The following is a 13498-nucleotide window of genomic DNA, read 5'->3' on the forward strand; positions in this document are numbered from 1 at the left end:
TCCTTTGAGTTGATAGGTGTCCGGGTTAGTTGAATAGGAAGCCGGTCGCCATGTCTTGCTGACGATTGCCCAGGGTGTCCATCCGGGCGCGATGCTTCGCTGCGGTGTCGGCGTGCTTTTTAAGCAATGATTCGTACTCGTCCACTACCTGCTGTGCTGTAATCGTTACCCACACGGATTGCATACCCGCTGTGGCGTTCTTGGGCATGCGTTCTACCTGCAATATGCCGGGGCCAATCTGCCGCGCGGTAGCAGATTGATAATTGCTGGGGTCAAACGGATCTATTACAGGTTGGAATGGCCTCATCTTCCCCGTAGCGTCATCCAACACCCAAGCCTCGGGTATGCTGCCCCTGGGTGGCGGGGCAATCTGCGTGGTGGGAAGTGTGGATGCAGCTACCGCCTTGGCCATCGCGTTATTGATGACGTTGGTAACGGCCTTCTGGTAGTCCTCGCTGCCCTGGTTGGTAATGCCGATCTTCTCCCGCACGGCGTCGAACATGCTTTTCCAGTTCGATGACGGATTGGGTTCCGACAGCGTGCCATCCACGTAGTCCACCTTGGATGGGTCGCGGAACATGATGGAGAACGCCAGCGGCACAGCTGCATCGCCGCCTACGCCGGAAGCGCGCATACGGGCAACTTCGGGGGTCAGCAGCGAGCCAAGCCTCTCCTTGGTTTTGTCGTTCAGCGAATACGGCGTCAGCGCCCCCTGGCCGAATATAGGTAGGTACTTCTGAAATACCGTGTCATTGCTGGACAGGAAGTTAGCTACGTCCTTGCGGTCTTCCTTGGACACGGGCGCGTGAAAGTTTCGCATGATCGCCGTGCGGATCGCGTCTACGTCGCTGGGGTTCCGCATGTCCACGCCGGATTGCATGAAGGCCACCATCTTAGCTGCGTTCTCGCCGCCGACGTACTGCCCCAGGGCTGCGATACCACCGGGGGCGGCGGTCATGATGCGCATGTAATTAAGCTGCTGCTTCATGTCGTCATTGATCGCGGTGCCCTGCGTGAAGAAGTTATTCGCTGCCGTGGTCATCTGCATGGACAGCGACTTATTCACCATCTTGCTGCCCATCGCAGAGGCGACCGATAGCTTATTGATCTGGTTGGTAAGCTTCACCGGGTCGTTCGACGCTACCGCGTCCTGCCAGGACTTATCCAGTGCGCGCTGCGCCACGTCGGGCGATACGTTGTCCAGGCCGGGATGCATGGCCCCGTTGTTCAGCGACCACTGCACGGCGGTTTCCTGGCCGATTACATCCTGCGCCTGCGCGGTAGCCTTGTCTCGGGCCTTCTGTGCTATGGCCTTCTGGTGCTCCAGATACAGCATGCCACGCTGCCGCGCGGCCTCCAGGCGGGCTATGGCTGCGTTGTCGTACAGAGGCTTATCGCTGCCGGACTGCACGCGCCATTTCTCATTCTGCGCCGTCGTCCATGCCGTCAGCGCCTCGGCGGTCTGCGGCCCGCCGCCGTGCAGCAGGGCCACTTGTAGGGCCGATTGATCCATCCAGCGATCAAGGTAGCTGGGGTCGTTGCGCTGTACCCACTGCTGGGCATACGGAAGCACCTGCGTTTCCAGGTGCGTCTTGTTGTCTTGCGACAGCTGCGCGTACATAGGCGACTGCTTGAACGCCTCGTAGATGGCGAAGTTCCCTTGCATCATGCCGCTACGTAGTGCCTTGACCGTGGTGCTCTGCCAGGCATCCGGCGTCATGCCGGGTATAGGCTTGAAGGCGTCCACGGCTCGCTGTGTCTCCAGCTGCATTTCCTCTGGCGTGAAGAAGCCCGCACCCGCTTGGGTCTTGTTCTGCAAGGCCGTGCCCGCAGTCACAATGGAGTTCCCGAAGGAGACTGTGTTCTGCTCCTGCACGTACTTCAAGTGCTGCTTGAGGTGCTGCGAGAGCATGGTAGGCATTTGCTCGGCCAGCTTCGCCTGAATCATGGCGTCCATGTTCGGGTCGCCTGTGTTCCCCACCTGCGACATTTGGCCCACCAGCCATTCGCGGGCCTCGTCGGGCGACTTCTGGAGCAAGTCCGGCATAGCCGTGTAGAAGTCGGACTCTGCCTTGTTCAGCGCCGCCGAGAGGGTCATTGCTTGCGCCCCCTGGACAGAGGCGGAAGGGCCGAAGATCTTGGTGTACCAGGGCTGTTCCTTCTCTACATCCAGCAGCGTCTTGCCCTGTGCTACTTGGGCCATGCCCTCGAAGTACTGCCGCTTCTGCGCACGCTCGATAGCCTGCTGCATGATGCCGCCCGTAAGCTTGTTCAGGGCGTCCAGCGTGCGTATGCTGGAATCAGCAGCAGCCGCGAAATTGCTCTGCGGCGCTTGCGATGCTTGGCCGAAGGCCGTAAATCCCTGTGCGCTGCCGCCGCCTATCCGAGTAGCCGGGCCGCTGCCTACGCTCTCCGGCTGCTGGAGTACAACATTGCCGCCTGAATCAAGGCCGTAATCACCTGCCATACGTGGTTTCCTTATTGATGGTTATTGCCCTGCGGGCGTATGCACGTCAGCCGGTTTGTTATGGCGGCGTTGCAGGATTTCGCGGTACTCGTCTATGACCATTTGTGCTGTGACGTCCACTGAAACCGGCTGCATGTTCGGCGCAGATTCCATAGGCACGCGGCGTACTAGCAGTTCACCGGAATCAATCTGCCAGACCGACGCCGTTTTGTATTTGCCTATCGTTGAAACCCCTACGGCCTCTGCCGTTGCACGCTCGATAACGCGCCTGATGGCAAGTTGGTATACCTCAGAGCTTTGATGGGCAAGGTTGGTCTTTTCCTGCACGCAAGCAAAGAGGCTTTTCCCGTTCACGGATGGCCGGGAAAAGGACGTAGTGCCGTCGATGTAGTCCCAACACTCCATGTCGTCATCGGCGGTGGCGGACTGGTGCGCATCGTTGCTGCGTGCAGCGGGGGTATGTTGATCTGTCATGGTGTTCCTTGGATTGAATGCGGCTGTCTGTGCGATCCTAGAAACGCAGGCCGATCGCAGCCGCGACCCTGAGCTACAGGGCCGTGAATGGAAATGGAAGGGGGATGGGAGGCCGCTAGAACGCTAGGGCCTGTATTGCGGCGCGCTGCTAGATGCTTGCGGGCGTGGCTGATGGGGCGGTCTGTGTATGTCGAGCTTTGCGCCTTACGGATCTATCGGGCGTTTTGCGATAAACCCACGTAGCATCAAGCCTACCCTTTTCGGAGGATCGGCTATACGCAGGCCGCATGGTCTTACGCTGGCGCTGTTCGTCCCGCGCGGCCTTCCTGTCGTACTGTGCCGCGAAGATCCGCTCTGCCCGTATTGCTGCTGCTGGGATAACGGGCCGGTCTGGCTTGACATACCGAGTACGCCAGCACCGGCGTTTTTTCTGACCAATCAGCGTTTTTGTACGGCGTTTGATGCTGCGGATACTGCTCATGCGGTTTGCTCCATCGTGCAGGGTGGGAGCCGCGTCAACCCCTGGCCAAGAGGCGCGGGGGCGGCGGGGCATTGAACGAGGTGGCAGACCGGCCTCATTGGACACCGGCACGCCCGGAGGCGTCCCCGCTCAAGCCCGCCATAGAAAAGCGTGCACAAGCTACAGACATAAAAAAAAAAATCCGCGTGGTGCGGAAGTCCGCCGATGAGATTTCGAGCTGCCAGGCTCGGCCGTGTTTGGTGACACAACAGCCGCATCCTACCAGGGGCCGCGTGAGTACGTCAATCGGAAATGCATGCGCTGCTAGCCAGTATTTCTTGCAAGGCTGCGGCCTTCTCTGTGCCAGCGGATGCCCTTCAACACTCCGCGTTGTACCGCACGGTCGATAGCCGTAGAAAATGAATCCGTGCCTAATTCCCCCGCCGCCCCGATAGCCTGCTTTAGCGTTCGCGTAGACACCTTGGTTATATTTTCAGCTAGACCCGCCAAGTAACCCAGGATGGCATGCGCGGCGGTGTCGGTCTTGCTCTCGCCCGCCTGCTTGTCCATTGGCTCCGAAGTCACCCAGCGCGCCCCAGGCATGGCTTCTTCAAGGACTGCGCGAAAGCCCCCCGTGTCCGCCGACAGGATCAGTGTATCCGTGCGCCCCGCCTGTCCATCGGCATCCGACATACGGCAGGCGGCCCGGTGGATACCTTGAAGTACACAGTGGGCCTGCTCGGCTATGATCACTTCGGCAACTTCCGTGCGGGCGTTACGCCGGGGCTGCGCTGCCTGCTGCTGTGCGGTCAAGCTAGCCGCTAGGTCAAGCGCGTCCCGCCGCAGTACGCCCGCCATGATGACCAGTCGGCAATGCCGCATATCGTTCCTGCTAGTCTCTTGGCCCCAGGTCAGGAACTGAATACGGGGGCGCTGCTTGCCGTCAACTGTGATCTGCCGCGAGAGGTCAACCCCGATCTTCTCCAGGTTCCGCTGCAAGTGGGATAGCGACCGCTTGAACGTGAAAATGAGTACGCAGTCGTCAGCAGGGGCCGCAGCTATGGCGCGTGCAATTTCTCGCGCAGCTGGAAGTGACGCGGCCGGCGAAGCCGCCATGCGCCGGTTGCCGGTCGGCATATTGATCAGCCGGAGGGTGACGTTATCGTACCTGCGGTACGCGCGCATTTCTGGGCTTGTGCGATCAACGATGCTGGGGTCGGCGCGAGTTAATAACCTAATTGCATGGCTTGCGTCCAGTATGGCAATGTTCTGCAGCGCCGGGGATACCAGCACGTCACACCGCAGTACGCCATCCCCGGCCTTGCCGCTGCCTGTTTCTACCACGGACACCCGACTATCAAGCAGGGATAGCAGGCCCTCCGTGGTATCGCGTATGGCTCGTATGTAACTGTTTGAGCCGTGGACGCCTTCCAGGGCTGCCCGCAGCGCGTCCAGCTCACCCGGTGACAATACGTCAGCAAACACCTGTGGGTGCCGCTCTGGATCGGCCCGCAGCGCGTCCAGCTCTACCGTGGCCACAGCTGCCACCTTAGCCAGATACGGAACCAGAGCAGGCGCGTATTGCGGCGCGAGTGCGGCTGCCGCCTGTATGTCCGCTACGGGGATGGCGTGCGCGCGTGTAGCAATCAAGGACTCGTCCCATATCGTCAGGCTACGCGGTTGACCCCGGTACTCGGGGATGTTGCCCCGCCTTAGCTTTTCGTGAGAGAGTAGCAGTATCGGCCTGGCGTCATCATCTGGAGTCGCAGGCAGAGAGGCATAGCCCGATCCTGCTTGCGCCTTGGCTGCGTTTACCCGAAGGGAATGCCATAGCCCTATGGCTTGTTCAGGAATCCCACGGCCCATTAGCTGACGCTTGAAGTCGCATAGAGCCTCTACGTGTGAGGCGGCTACAGCAAACGTCAAGCCTAGATCCAGCTCCCAGGCCGCGACAATCAAGGCAATGGCCCCTTGGGTCTTGCCGCCCCCACAAGGGAGGCTGTAGGCGTACCGCCTGGTATCCAGCCCGACAGCTTGCCGCGCCATGCTTCCCAGCATGTAGTGCAAGGCTTTGTACTGGTCAGGTAAAACCGTATTTTCCAGCTGGATTACGGCCATCTGAATTTCTAATGCCCGATCTGTAAGGGCAGATGCTGCGTTCGACCTGTGCTTTATCCGGCCTGGTGGCGGCAATAGGTGCTCCTGGAAAGTGGAATTGATTTAAAGGGGGTAGTCCCAAGAAAAGAATATGGTTTATGGGCACCACCCCCGTTAAGTTGGTCGGGCTACTTGATACCCATGATCTGGCGTATCAGGCCAGGGTCAGCCGGGACGGTGATGGTTCCCTGTGGTGTCTGGATGGTGGCCGTGGGCACCAGCGCATTGCTGCTTGGTACCGGGTGCTGCTGGGTATCGGCCTTGGCGGGGCCGTCGCTGGTGACTGCTGGGGCTGCGTCCTGCCGGACAGCGGGCTTTACCGCTTCTGGTACAGGGTATACAGAGGCGTACCGCCCGGGCGCTGGTCGGCAGTCCGGCCTCGGTGGTAGCTGCGGGGCAGGCGCAGCCCGGTCATAGTGCCCATCTTTGTAAGCCCCATGCCAACCTGCCACCAGATGCGGCGATAAGTCCTCTTGCTGGGCTATCTGTCTGATCGGTAGCCCACGGACTGCGTGCAACTCGGCCACCCATCGCCTGTACTCCAGCGTGTACGGGCTGTTGTCGCCGCAGGCATTGCGGTTACGGTTACTCATTGCTGGGCGTCCCTGCTGCTTGGCTGGCCTGCTACTTTATTGCGGCGCGCGCGGCCAGGTTTGGCGCGTTCCGCCCAGGTCGGCAGGAAGCCAGTGCAAGCCTGAACGGCGCGCCGGTAGGCGGCTGCGGGCGTGCCATTGGTGTCGAGTTTGAGCAGCGAGAAATAGTCTTGTTCTCGTGTGTTGTCCTCGATAGGATGTTTATCCATATGTCCTCTGGTGTGGATTGATTGGCGACAGCCATCGATTGGCCTTGTCTTTATGGGGCCAATATGAAATGGATATGGTATCTATCCTATATGGGGCACAAATCAAGCAAGGCAGGCGGTGCGCCGGGCGCTGGGTCGGGGCAATGTGCGGAAAAAAGAAATAGACAGATACCCGCACGCGCGCATGCGCACAGGCAGGCACCCCGTTCCTTTTCTTCTATATGAGTCCCGAAACGCCCGCGCTGCCTGCCCAGGCGCGCCGGTCAATCCGCGCCTGTGTCGCCGTCGTCATCTTGCGACCAATCCGGCGTTATCCTCGGCGCGGCCCCTCCCTGTTCCCGGCGTGCCCGCAGGTTTAGCAGCTCATCACCTGACGCAAGGATGCTCCGCAGTGCGTACTCTTTCCCCCGCCGTAGTGCCTGGCCCAGCTTCGTACCGCCTGCTGGCAGGTCGCCGAACTCGAATCGCTTGCCCGGCACCTCCCCCCACAGGTCAATCGGCCCAAACTCGCCTGCCAGCCAGCGTTTGAACGCCTGCCCATAGATTAGCCAGTACTCTTGCACGCGGCAGCAGCGTTCATCATGGCTCCATGTATCCCATAGCTGCTCGGCCTGCTCCACACATTCCACGCTCAGGGCATACAGGGCTTCCGTGCTCAGCGGCACAAGGCTGCCCATGAACGCCTGCATGCGGTCATTGTCGCGCAGCGCGGCGGCTCGTTCAGCTTCTGCGGCCTTCAAGCGTTCGGCCTGCGGCGCGCCTCCGGCAGGGGCGGGGCCGGGAGTCGTAGCGGCGACAGCGCTGCCTCCAGATTTATGGCTGCGCTTGGCTGTCGCCGGGCGCTTGGCCTTGGGCGTAGAAGTCATCGCCTCATATGTCCCTGCATAGCCTTGGGCGCTGCGTCCGGGTTGATGTCGATTCTTTGCATAGTGCTCCTTTATCAAAAGTTGGATTGGTAGGGCTGCCGCCCTGATGCATGCATGCCAGCCGGGTTCCTCCTTACGTGCGAGTTCGCACCTGTCGGCGTTGACATGCCAGTGACTGCTGCTTTGCCGGGTTTGCATACGGCTTGCCTCCCGGTGCCACCACGCCGGGGTACAACCTCCAGATTGTTAAAGAGCAAGCCCGATTGCTCGGACAGAAAGCAAAAAAAAGGCACACCAAGCAAGCCTCTCCCATGATGGGAAAAGCCTAATTGGTGTGCCTTCTGTATCCGGTCGGCTGGGGTGTTATGGCCCATCGCCGGGGGTGCTATTGGCACGGCGCCCCGCCAGGACTTATTTGGATGCCCGGAACGCTCAAACAGCAATTCGTTTCCGCTCGCTCTGTATTCACGAACGCCGCAGTTTCCTGCGAAGGCGTGACTCTACCGGAAACGATTGCCGATTGTCAATACTTCCCCTCAGCATTGGCTATCTGGTCGTATACCTGCGCCTTCGGCGTCAGCTCCTTGACCTCGCCCGCCAGGGCCAGCCGTTCCTGTTCGGATTGCATGGCAATCTGGATTAGCTGCATGCGGGACAGCTCCGGCGGCTTCGCCGCTTCCAGCTCCTGCCATCTGTCGATGATGGCCGCCCGCATCTGGACGCTGTACCCGGACACGAGAATCAGGGTTTCCCGCTTGGGGAGGTTTAGGCAGGGTTTTTCCCTGCCGTAGGCGTCCGAATAGATGCCTCCAAATTTGGATGCATCTTGTCCCAGCCCCTCCAGCGTGCGCTGGGCGTCCCGTAGAACATGGAAATGATTCTTTCCCACCAGCCGGGCTATCTCCTGCGTGGACATGGTGAGGGGCACGCCGGTACTCAGTGCTACAACGTTGTTGTTCATGGTCAATTCCTATACGGGAGAAAAGAGGGATTCGAGTTTCTGCAAGGCGTTCAGCTTGCTAGGGGCCATGCGGATGTACCGCCACTTCCCGCTACTGGTGGCATGCGCCGCGATACAGCGGCCTTGCTTGTCGTAGGTACGGGTAATGAATGCGGAGCCGTCGCGGGACAGCTCCGGCAAGTTGCTCAAGTCGAATTGCATGTACATTCCTCGCCACGCAACGGCGACCCGCTGCGCGGCAAAAGAGGCAAAGAGAGTAGGGAAGGGTGCGATCAGGCGGCAGCGCCGAGGGCACGCGCGAACGCGCTACGCATCTGGCTGCTTTGAATCGCTTGGGTGCTGCGGCGCTGGAGAATCCCCCGGATGAATGCCGGAAGGTGGCGCACGCGCTGGAGATGGTGGTAGTTGGGGTGCGGCGAGTGGCTACTGCTGGATACCGAAAACGGCGATCAAGCCACCCGCCGAAAACGCAACGATGCTGGCCACGCAGAGTAACACCACTGCCTGCACCCACCGTAAATGCTTGCCCCTAGCGATTGCGGCTATGTTCTCGTTGTGTAACGTGTTCTGTGTGAACCACCCGCCCAAAGTCGCTAGCATGGCAAAAATCAAGCCGAGCAAAAACGCCGTCAACGAATGGCGCAAGGTGTGTGGGGCCAGTAGCCGCGATAGCTTGTCCATTGCAGCCACGATGCCCGCAGCCGCCGCGCCATTGAGTAGGATTAAAGCCCTGAATACCTCCACAGATAGGGTAATCATGGACTTGTAGGTTTCTATCTTGTGGCTTTCTCGGAATCCTTCGTGCATGCTTACTCCGTGCCTTGCATAGAATTGTGCTCGGTGCGAATCAGGCCCGCAGCTTGCCCCAAGTGCGCTGAGGGCCGAAGTACAGCTCTGCTACTCGGGCGTTCTCCGTGCGACAGGCATACAGCAGGGCTATGGCCCGGTGGCGATCAACCTTACGCGACTCATCGAACGAAATTTGCATCATCGTTAAGTCAGTCCATAGGCCATCATTAATGCCTAGGCTGCGAAGGAATGGCCGGCCGCTTTCTATCGTTTGTATGAGTGATGCTTCTTCATCAATTGAACTGTCTGGAGGCGGTGTACCGGTTTTTGCCAAGTGCGCCGCCACCACAGTCTGATGCATTGCGCTGCATAGATGCGCAAATGCTGTGCTCAGATCGCCCGCAGTCTCCGCCTTTTGCGCTAGATCATATGACTTGTCTGCATAGACAAAGGCCTCAAACGCGGCATGCAGATCAACGGCGATGACGTGGGGACGGCTTCGTTGATTCACCCATATGATGACCGCAGCGGCCAGGATGACCACCACCACGAATACACCCATTGCTGTCCCTCCTCTTGCCCGTAAGCAAGTTAACTTTTGTCACAGTATCCGTCCGGTCTGCCTGCTAAGCAACAGGCATAAAGGCAAACGGCCCCGAAGGGCCGTCGTCTGCTTGGTCTGTGTGCCTGTTCAATACGCGCAGGCTGCCGCCTTCCGTGCCGCTTGGGCGTGCTTGCCGTCAGCCTTGGCCTTTTCCCGGCCCGCTGCTGTACGCTCGGCTATCCGCTTGCGCTCCATGTCGGCCACCTGTGACAGCACGGCAAGTATCAATTCCCCTGCACATTCCGGTACGTCATGAAGTGCCGCTTCGCTCCACATCGGCAGCGGGTTCACCTTTGCCCGCGATGCTTTGCCGCTTGTACTCATCCGATCTAAGGATCAATTCGGAGAGTTCGAAGTAGGCACCAAAGGCGGCGTTCTCGTTAGCGTAGTGCCTGGCAAACGCCCAGAAACCGGGGTTCTGCACACCTACGCCGGTCATCGGGTCAATTGCAATCCGATGCTTACTAGTTCTCCATCGCTCCCATGCGGGCCAGAACTGGCTGTATGCGACGCTTGCGCGTGCGCGCCTTTCTTGTTTATCCCGCTTATCCGAGTACAAGCTAAACCCGACTACCGCCGCCACAAGCAAGAAAGCTATTACGCCCGTCATACCACCTCCATTGCTTTTTGTTGCGAGTATCCCGCGCACGTTGAGAAACTGCAACCGCACGCGCTAGCCATCAAATCAGCGGCCATACAGAAAACCCTCCCGAAATTGCGGGCCTGCTGCCTAGGGAGGCGCGGCTCGACCCGTGATATACAAATAACATTTGTTTTCTGTATGAATTGCGGATAGACTGGCGGCAACAATCAAGCATGAGGTGCAGCCATGAAAGCCAAGCGCGTTGCCATATACGCCCGCGTATCAACCGACAGCCAGACCACGGAGAACCAGCTAGCTGAACTGCGCGCCGCCGCCGGGCGGCACGGCTGGGAAGTTACCGGCGAGTACGTAGACCATGCCATCAGCGGCGCGAAGGGACGCGACCAGCGGCCACAGTTCGATAAGCTGCTCAAGGGAGCGGTGCGCCGGGAGTTCGACGTTATAGCAGCGTGGTCTGTAGACCGCCTTGGGCGCTCCCTACAGCACCTTGTCTCATTTCTAGGCGACATACAGGCGGCAGGCGTAGACCTCTATCTACACCAGCAGGGCCTGAACACCACCACGCCGTCAGGTAAAGCCATGTTCCAAATGTGCGGCGTATTCGCTGAGTTCGAACGCAGCATGATTCAGGAACGGGTTAAGGCCGGTCTGAAACGTGCCAAGGAACAGGGCCGCATAGGCGGGCGCCCCAAGGTGGACGGCAAGACAGTGGCCCGCGTACTCGAGCTGCGCGGCCAGAGCATGGGCATGTTGAAGATAGCCCAAGCGGTCGGCTGCGGCACAGGCACGGTGCAGAGGATTATCAAGGAGCATGCGCCCGCGTAACGCTCGGGCAATCAGTGCAGTCTTGCTGGCAAGCTGACGCGCCAGCCAGGAAACATATTGCCAGGCTGGCCGCTGAATGCGTAATGGGGTGGGGTACCCCTTGCGCGGGCCGCGCGGGGGAAATTGCGTGGGCGCGCGGGGGCGCAACCCTTACGACTAATCGTATCGATTTTCGGCCCGGCCTTCCCGGTGCAAATTCCGTGCAATTACATAGGGAAATGGCGGTGCAAAATCGGTGCAGTCAGGGGCTATAATCGACCCATTCAGGGCACACGCTGGCTGCCCTGTCTCCAGGCAAGCATCTGATTTTTCTAGGGAATTTTGGCGGAGCGGACGGGACTCGAACCCGCGACCCCCGGCGTGACAGGCCGGTATTCTAACCAACTGAACTACCGCTCCGCAGCGGTGTATGCATTTGCCCGCAGAACCACGATACGAGGGTATCATGGCGTCCCCTAGGGGATTCGAACCCCTGTACTCACCGTGAAAGGGTGATGTCCTAGGCCTCTAGACGAAGGGGACAGGACGAAAAACACAAGCCACATGGATATTTGACACATCGAATGCGGCTTCTTCGGCAGACTGGCGATTGGTGGAGGTAAGCGGGATCGAACCGCTGACCTCTTGCATGCCATGCAAGCGCTCTCCCAGCTGAGCTATACCCCCGATACCGGCGCGTCTAGCGAAGAAACGAGATTATGCACGAAACTTTTCTGGAGATCAAATTGAGGGTGGCGGGCTGTGGCCGGAAGGCGTCATGTGCGCTGCCACGGGAATCGGGGGAATGCAGCGCAGATGCAGGGCACGGCACCCGCCGCTGCCGTCTGCCCCTGACCACTGACAATAGGCCCCTGCTCATCAGGCCCTGAATCCGGGTCACCCTTTGCCTTTGCCTTTGCCCTCTGACCGCCGGCCCGGGCGCCCCAGGCCTCGGATTCGGGTCGCCAGTCGCCAGCTGCCGAAGAAGATAACCCCGCCAGAATACCCGATGACTATAATTTCCCCAGTCATCGCACCGGCAGCCAGGTACGCACAACAACACAAGAAAGGCGGAGACAAGCATGCCAGCACGTATCAAGAACCGTCTTTTTCGAAACGACGGCAGTGTTCTGCGGCTCGGCGGCCGCGGTGCTCCGGCGGGCGACGCCGGCGCTCGGCACTTCGCGTTCCCGGCCTGAAATGCCTGGGCTTTCTTTGACGGCGTGGCTGCGGCTGCTGCCCCTGATTCTGGTCATTCTGATCGATAGCATCGGCTATACCGTGATCATCCCCGTGATGTCCACGATGCTGCTGGGCGATGCGCCGGCCATGATGATGGGCGCGGATGCGTCCACACGCTACATCGTGTATGGCGTGGCGGTAGGCATCTACGAGCTGATGATGCTGTACATGGCGCCGGTCATGGGCGAATTGTCCGACCGTGTCGGGCGGCGGCGTATTCTGCTGGTCTGCATGGCGGGCGTGGGCGCCGGCTTTGTGCTGATCGGCGTCGCAATCTGGCTGAACCTGGTGCTGCTGCTGTTGCTGGGGCGGCTGCTGGGCGGCGCCACGGCGGGCAGCCAGGCGGTCGCCCAGGCGGCCGCGGTGGATCGCAGCACGCCGCAGGACAAGTCCCTGGTTCTGAATATATGCCTGCTGGCCTCGTCGGTCGGCTTCATACTCGGCCCCTTGATCGGCGGCATGATGTCGTATGACGAACGGGTCGATCTGAATGATTTCACCACCCCGGTTTTCCTGATGGCGGCGCTGGCGGGCATCGGCCTGCTGTTGCTGGTCTTCGGCTTTCGCGAGACGCCGCCGGCGCGGGTGGCGCACGGGCGCATCGACTGGTGGATGGGCGTGCGCGGCTTCAAGGCGGCCTGGGCGGATGGCGCCATCCGCCGCCTGGTGGCGGTGTTCGGGCTGATGCAGCTCGGCTGGGGCAGCTATTTCCTGTTTTTCCCCAGCCTGCTGATCAACCGCTTCGGCCAGGACGCCGGCACGATCTCGCTGCTGATGGGGCTGCAGGGCGTGGGCTTCTGCCTGGCCTACGGCGTATTCCTGCCGGTGCTGCAGCGCCGCCTGGAGTCGCGCGTGCTGGCGGTGGCCGGCCTGTGGTTCACGGCGGCCCTGGTGGCGGTTTCGGCCGCCGCCTATCACATGGCGCTGCAGTGGGCACTGACGCTGCCCGTCTCTATTGCCGTGTCCGTGGCCTACGGCGCAATCATCACGCTGTTTTCCAACGCGGTCGGCCAGGAACGCCAGGGCTGGATACTGGGGATCAGCATTTCGGTCAACGCCGCCATGTGGGGGCTGGCGTCGATCGTCAGCGGCGCCCTCAGCGGACTGGGCTATGGGCTACCCATTCTGCTGGCGCTGCTGTCGCTGGCCGCCAGCGCGGTGCTGATGGGCAGGCCCGCGCCCGGTGCCGGCATCGAGGCGCCCTCTTCCCACGCGGGAAGCCCGGGCCGATAACGATGCACCGATGAATACATGATCGAGGAAGCCGC

General features: G+C 60.3%; 13 protein-coding genes and 3 tRNA genes. 2 read left to right on the forward strand and 14 right to left on the reverse strand.

The genetic code is table 11. The features are described 5' to 3' along the window. Positions 1–25: 25 nt before the first annotated feature. The 11 genes from CEY11_RS08545 to CEY11_RS25530 all read right to left on the reverse strand — a co-directional run bounded on the left by CEY11_RS08545 (position 26) and on the right by CEY11_RS25530 (position 10190). Positions 26–2467: a hypothetical protein gene (locus CEY11_RS08545; RefSeq protein WP_088602957.1), complete on the reverse strand. Its 2442-nt coding sequence runs from the start codon at positions 2465–2467 to the stop codon at positions 26–28. A 21-nt stretch (positions 2468–2488) separates the two neighbouring features. Further along, a complete protein-coding gene (locus CEY11_RS08550) occupies positions 2489–2941 on the reverse strand; it encodes a hypothetical protein (protein WP_088602958.1) in 453 nt (150 codons plus the stop codon). 784 nt (positions 2942–3725) lie between these two features. Further along, positions 3726–5519, reverse strand: a complete 1794-nt coding sequence (locus CEY11_RS08555; protein ID WP_088602959.1) for a hypothetical protein — start codon at positions 5517–5519, stop codon at positions 3726–3728. 628 nt (positions 5520–6147) lie between these two features. Beyond that, positions 6148–6360, reverse strand: coding sequence for a hypothetical protein (locus tag CEY11_RS25070; RefSeq protein ID WP_143322737.1), 213 nt, complete (start codon positions 6358–6360; stop codon positions 6148–6150). Between the two features lie 263 nt (positions 6361–6623). Next, the gene (locus CEY11_RS25075; protein ID WP_143322739.1) at positions 6624–7424 is read right to left on the reverse strand and encodes a hypothetical protein; all 801 of its coding nucleotides are present in this window, start codon (positions 7422–7424) and stop codon (positions 6624–6626) included. Between the two features lie 325 nt (positions 7425–7749). Next, the gene (locus CEY11_RS08565) at positions 7750–8187 is read right to left on the reverse strand and encodes a Rha family transcriptional regulator (RefSeq protein ID WP_088602961.1); all 438 of its coding nucleotides are present in this window, start codon (positions 8185–8187) and stop codon (positions 7750–7752) included. Between the two features lie 9 nt (positions 8188–8196). Beyond that, positions 8197–8388 (reverse strand): hypothetical protein, encoded by a 192-nt coding sequence (locus tag CEY11_RS08570; RefSeq protein ID WP_088602962.1) that lies wholly within the window; start codon positions 8386–8388, stop codon positions 8197–8199. 222 nt (positions 8389–8610) lie between these two features. Continuing rightward, the gene (locus CEY11_RS08575; protein WP_088602963.1) at positions 8611–8994 is read right to left on the reverse strand and encodes a hypothetical protein; all 384 of its coding nucleotides are present in this window, start codon (positions 8992–8994) and stop codon (positions 8611–8613) included. Positions 8995–9034: 40 nt separating this feature from the next. Continuing rightward, positions 9035–9538: a hypothetical protein gene (locus CEY11_RS08580; RefSeq protein WP_088602964.1), complete on the reverse strand. Its 504-nt coding sequence runs from the start codon at positions 9536–9538 to the stop codon at positions 9035–9037. Positions 9539–9667: 129 nt separating this feature from the next. Beyond that, positions 9668–9904: a recombinase family protein gene (locus tag CEY11_RS25945; protein WP_332888360.1), complete on the reverse strand. Its 237-nt coding sequence runs from the start codon at positions 9902–9904 to the stop codon at positions 9668–9670. After that, positions 9831–10190, reverse strand: coding sequence for a hypothetical protein (locus CEY11_RS25530; protein ID WP_088602965.1), 360 nt, complete (start codon positions 10188–10190; stop codon positions 9831–9833). Before CEY11_RS25530 ends, CEY11_RS25945 begins: the two co-directional genes overlap by 74 nt. 219 nt (positions 10191–10409) lie before the next feature. Between CEY11_RS25530 and CEY11_RS08595 the strand changes: the two genes are divergently transcribed. Further along, positions 10410–11009 carry a recombinase family protein gene (locus CEY11_RS08595; protein WP_088602966.1) on the forward strand — a complete coding sequence of 200 codons (600 nt, stop codon included), beginning with the start codon at positions 10410–10412 and terminating at the stop codon, positions 11007–11009. 322 nt (positions 11010–11331) lie between these two features. On the opposite strand, the gene CEY11_RS08600 is transcribed toward CEY11_RS08595, so the two are convergent. The 3 genes from CEY11_RS08600 to CEY11_RS08610 all read right to left on the reverse strand — a co-directional run bounded on the left by CEY11_RS08600 (position 11332) and on the right by CEY11_RS08610 (position 11675). Then, positions 11332–11408: transfer RNA gene (locus tag CEY11_RS08600), tRNA-Asp, on the reverse strand. A gap of 47 nt (positions 11409–11455) precedes the next feature. Beyond that, positions 11456–11531, reverse strand: a tRNA-Glu gene (locus tag CEY11_RS08605). Positions 11532–11599: 68 nt separating this feature from the next. After that, positions 11600–11675 (reverse strand) — tRNA-Ala (locus CEY11_RS08610). A gap of 513 nt (positions 11676–12188) precedes the next feature. Between CEY11_RS08610 and CEY11_RS08615 the strand changes: the two genes are divergently transcribed. Continuing rightward, complete coding sequence (locus CEY11_RS08615) at positions 12189–13463, forward strand: MFS transporter (RefSeq protein WP_088602967.1); 1275 nt, start codon at positions 12189–12191, stop codon at positions 13461–13463. Positions 13464–13498: the final 35 nt, after the last annotated feature.

Source organism: Candidimonas nitroreducens, assembly GCF_002209565.1.
Classification (GTDB): Bacteria; Pseudomonadota; Gammaproteobacteria; order Burkholderiales; family Burkholderiaceae_B; genus Candidimonas; species Candidimonas nitroreducens.

Excerpts from the sequence above, each read along its gene's own strand:
- CEY11_RS08545 (WP_088602957.1), bottom strand. The coding sequence starts at position 2,467 with ATGGCAGGTGATTACGGCCTTGATTCAGGCGGCAATGTTGTACTCCAG.
- CEY11_RS08550 (WP_088602958.1), bottom strand. The coding sequence starts at position 2,941 with ATGACAGATCAACATACCCCCGCTGCACGCAGCAACGATGCGCACCAG.
- CEY11_RS08555 (WP_088602959.1), bottom strand. The coding sequence starts at position 5,519 with ATGGCCGTAATCCAGCTGGAAAATACGGTTTTACCTGACCAGTACAAA.
- CEY11_RS25070 (WP_143322737.1), bottom strand. The coding sequence starts at position 6,360 with ATGGATAAACATCCTATCGAGGACAACACACGAGAACAAGACTATTTC.
- CEY11_RS25075 (WP_143322739.1), bottom strand. The coding sequence starts at position 7,424 with ATGCAAACCCGGCAAAGCAGCAGTCACTGGCATGTCAACGCCGACAGG.
- CEY11_RS08565 (WP_088602961.1), bottom strand. The coding sequence starts at position 8,187 with ATGAACAACAACGTTGTAGCACTGAGTACCGGCGTGCCCCTCACCATG.
- CEY11_RS08570 (WP_088602962.1), bottom strand. The coding sequence starts at position 8,388 with ATGCAATTCGACTTGAGCAACTTGCCGGAGCTGTCCCGCGACGGCTCC.
- CEY11_RS08575 (WP_088602963.1), bottom strand. The coding sequence starts at position 8,994 with ATGCACGAAGGATTCCGAGAAAGCCACAAGATAGAAACCTACAAGTCC.
- CEY11_RS08580 (WP_088602964.1), bottom strand. The coding sequence starts at position 9,538 with ATGGGTGTATTCGTGGTGGTGGTCATCCTGGCCGCTGCGGTCATCATA.
- CEY11_RS25945 (WP_332888360.1), bottom strand. The coding sequence starts at position 9,904 with ATGAGTACAAGCGGCAAAGCATCGCGGGCAAAGGTGAACCCGCTGCCG.
- CEY11_RS25530 (WP_088602965.1), bottom strand. The coding sequence starts at position 10,190 with ATGACGGGCGTAATAGCTTTCTTGCTTGTGGCGGCGGTAGTCGGGTTT.
- CEY11_RS08595 (WP_088602966.1), top strand. The coding sequence starts at position 10,410 with ATGAAAGCCAAGCGCGTTGCCATATACGCCCGCGTATCAACCGACAGC.
- CEY11_RS08615 (WP_088602967.1), top strand. The coding sequence starts at position 12,189 with ATGCCTGGGCTTTCTTTGACGGCGTGGCTGCGGCTGCTGCCCCTGATT.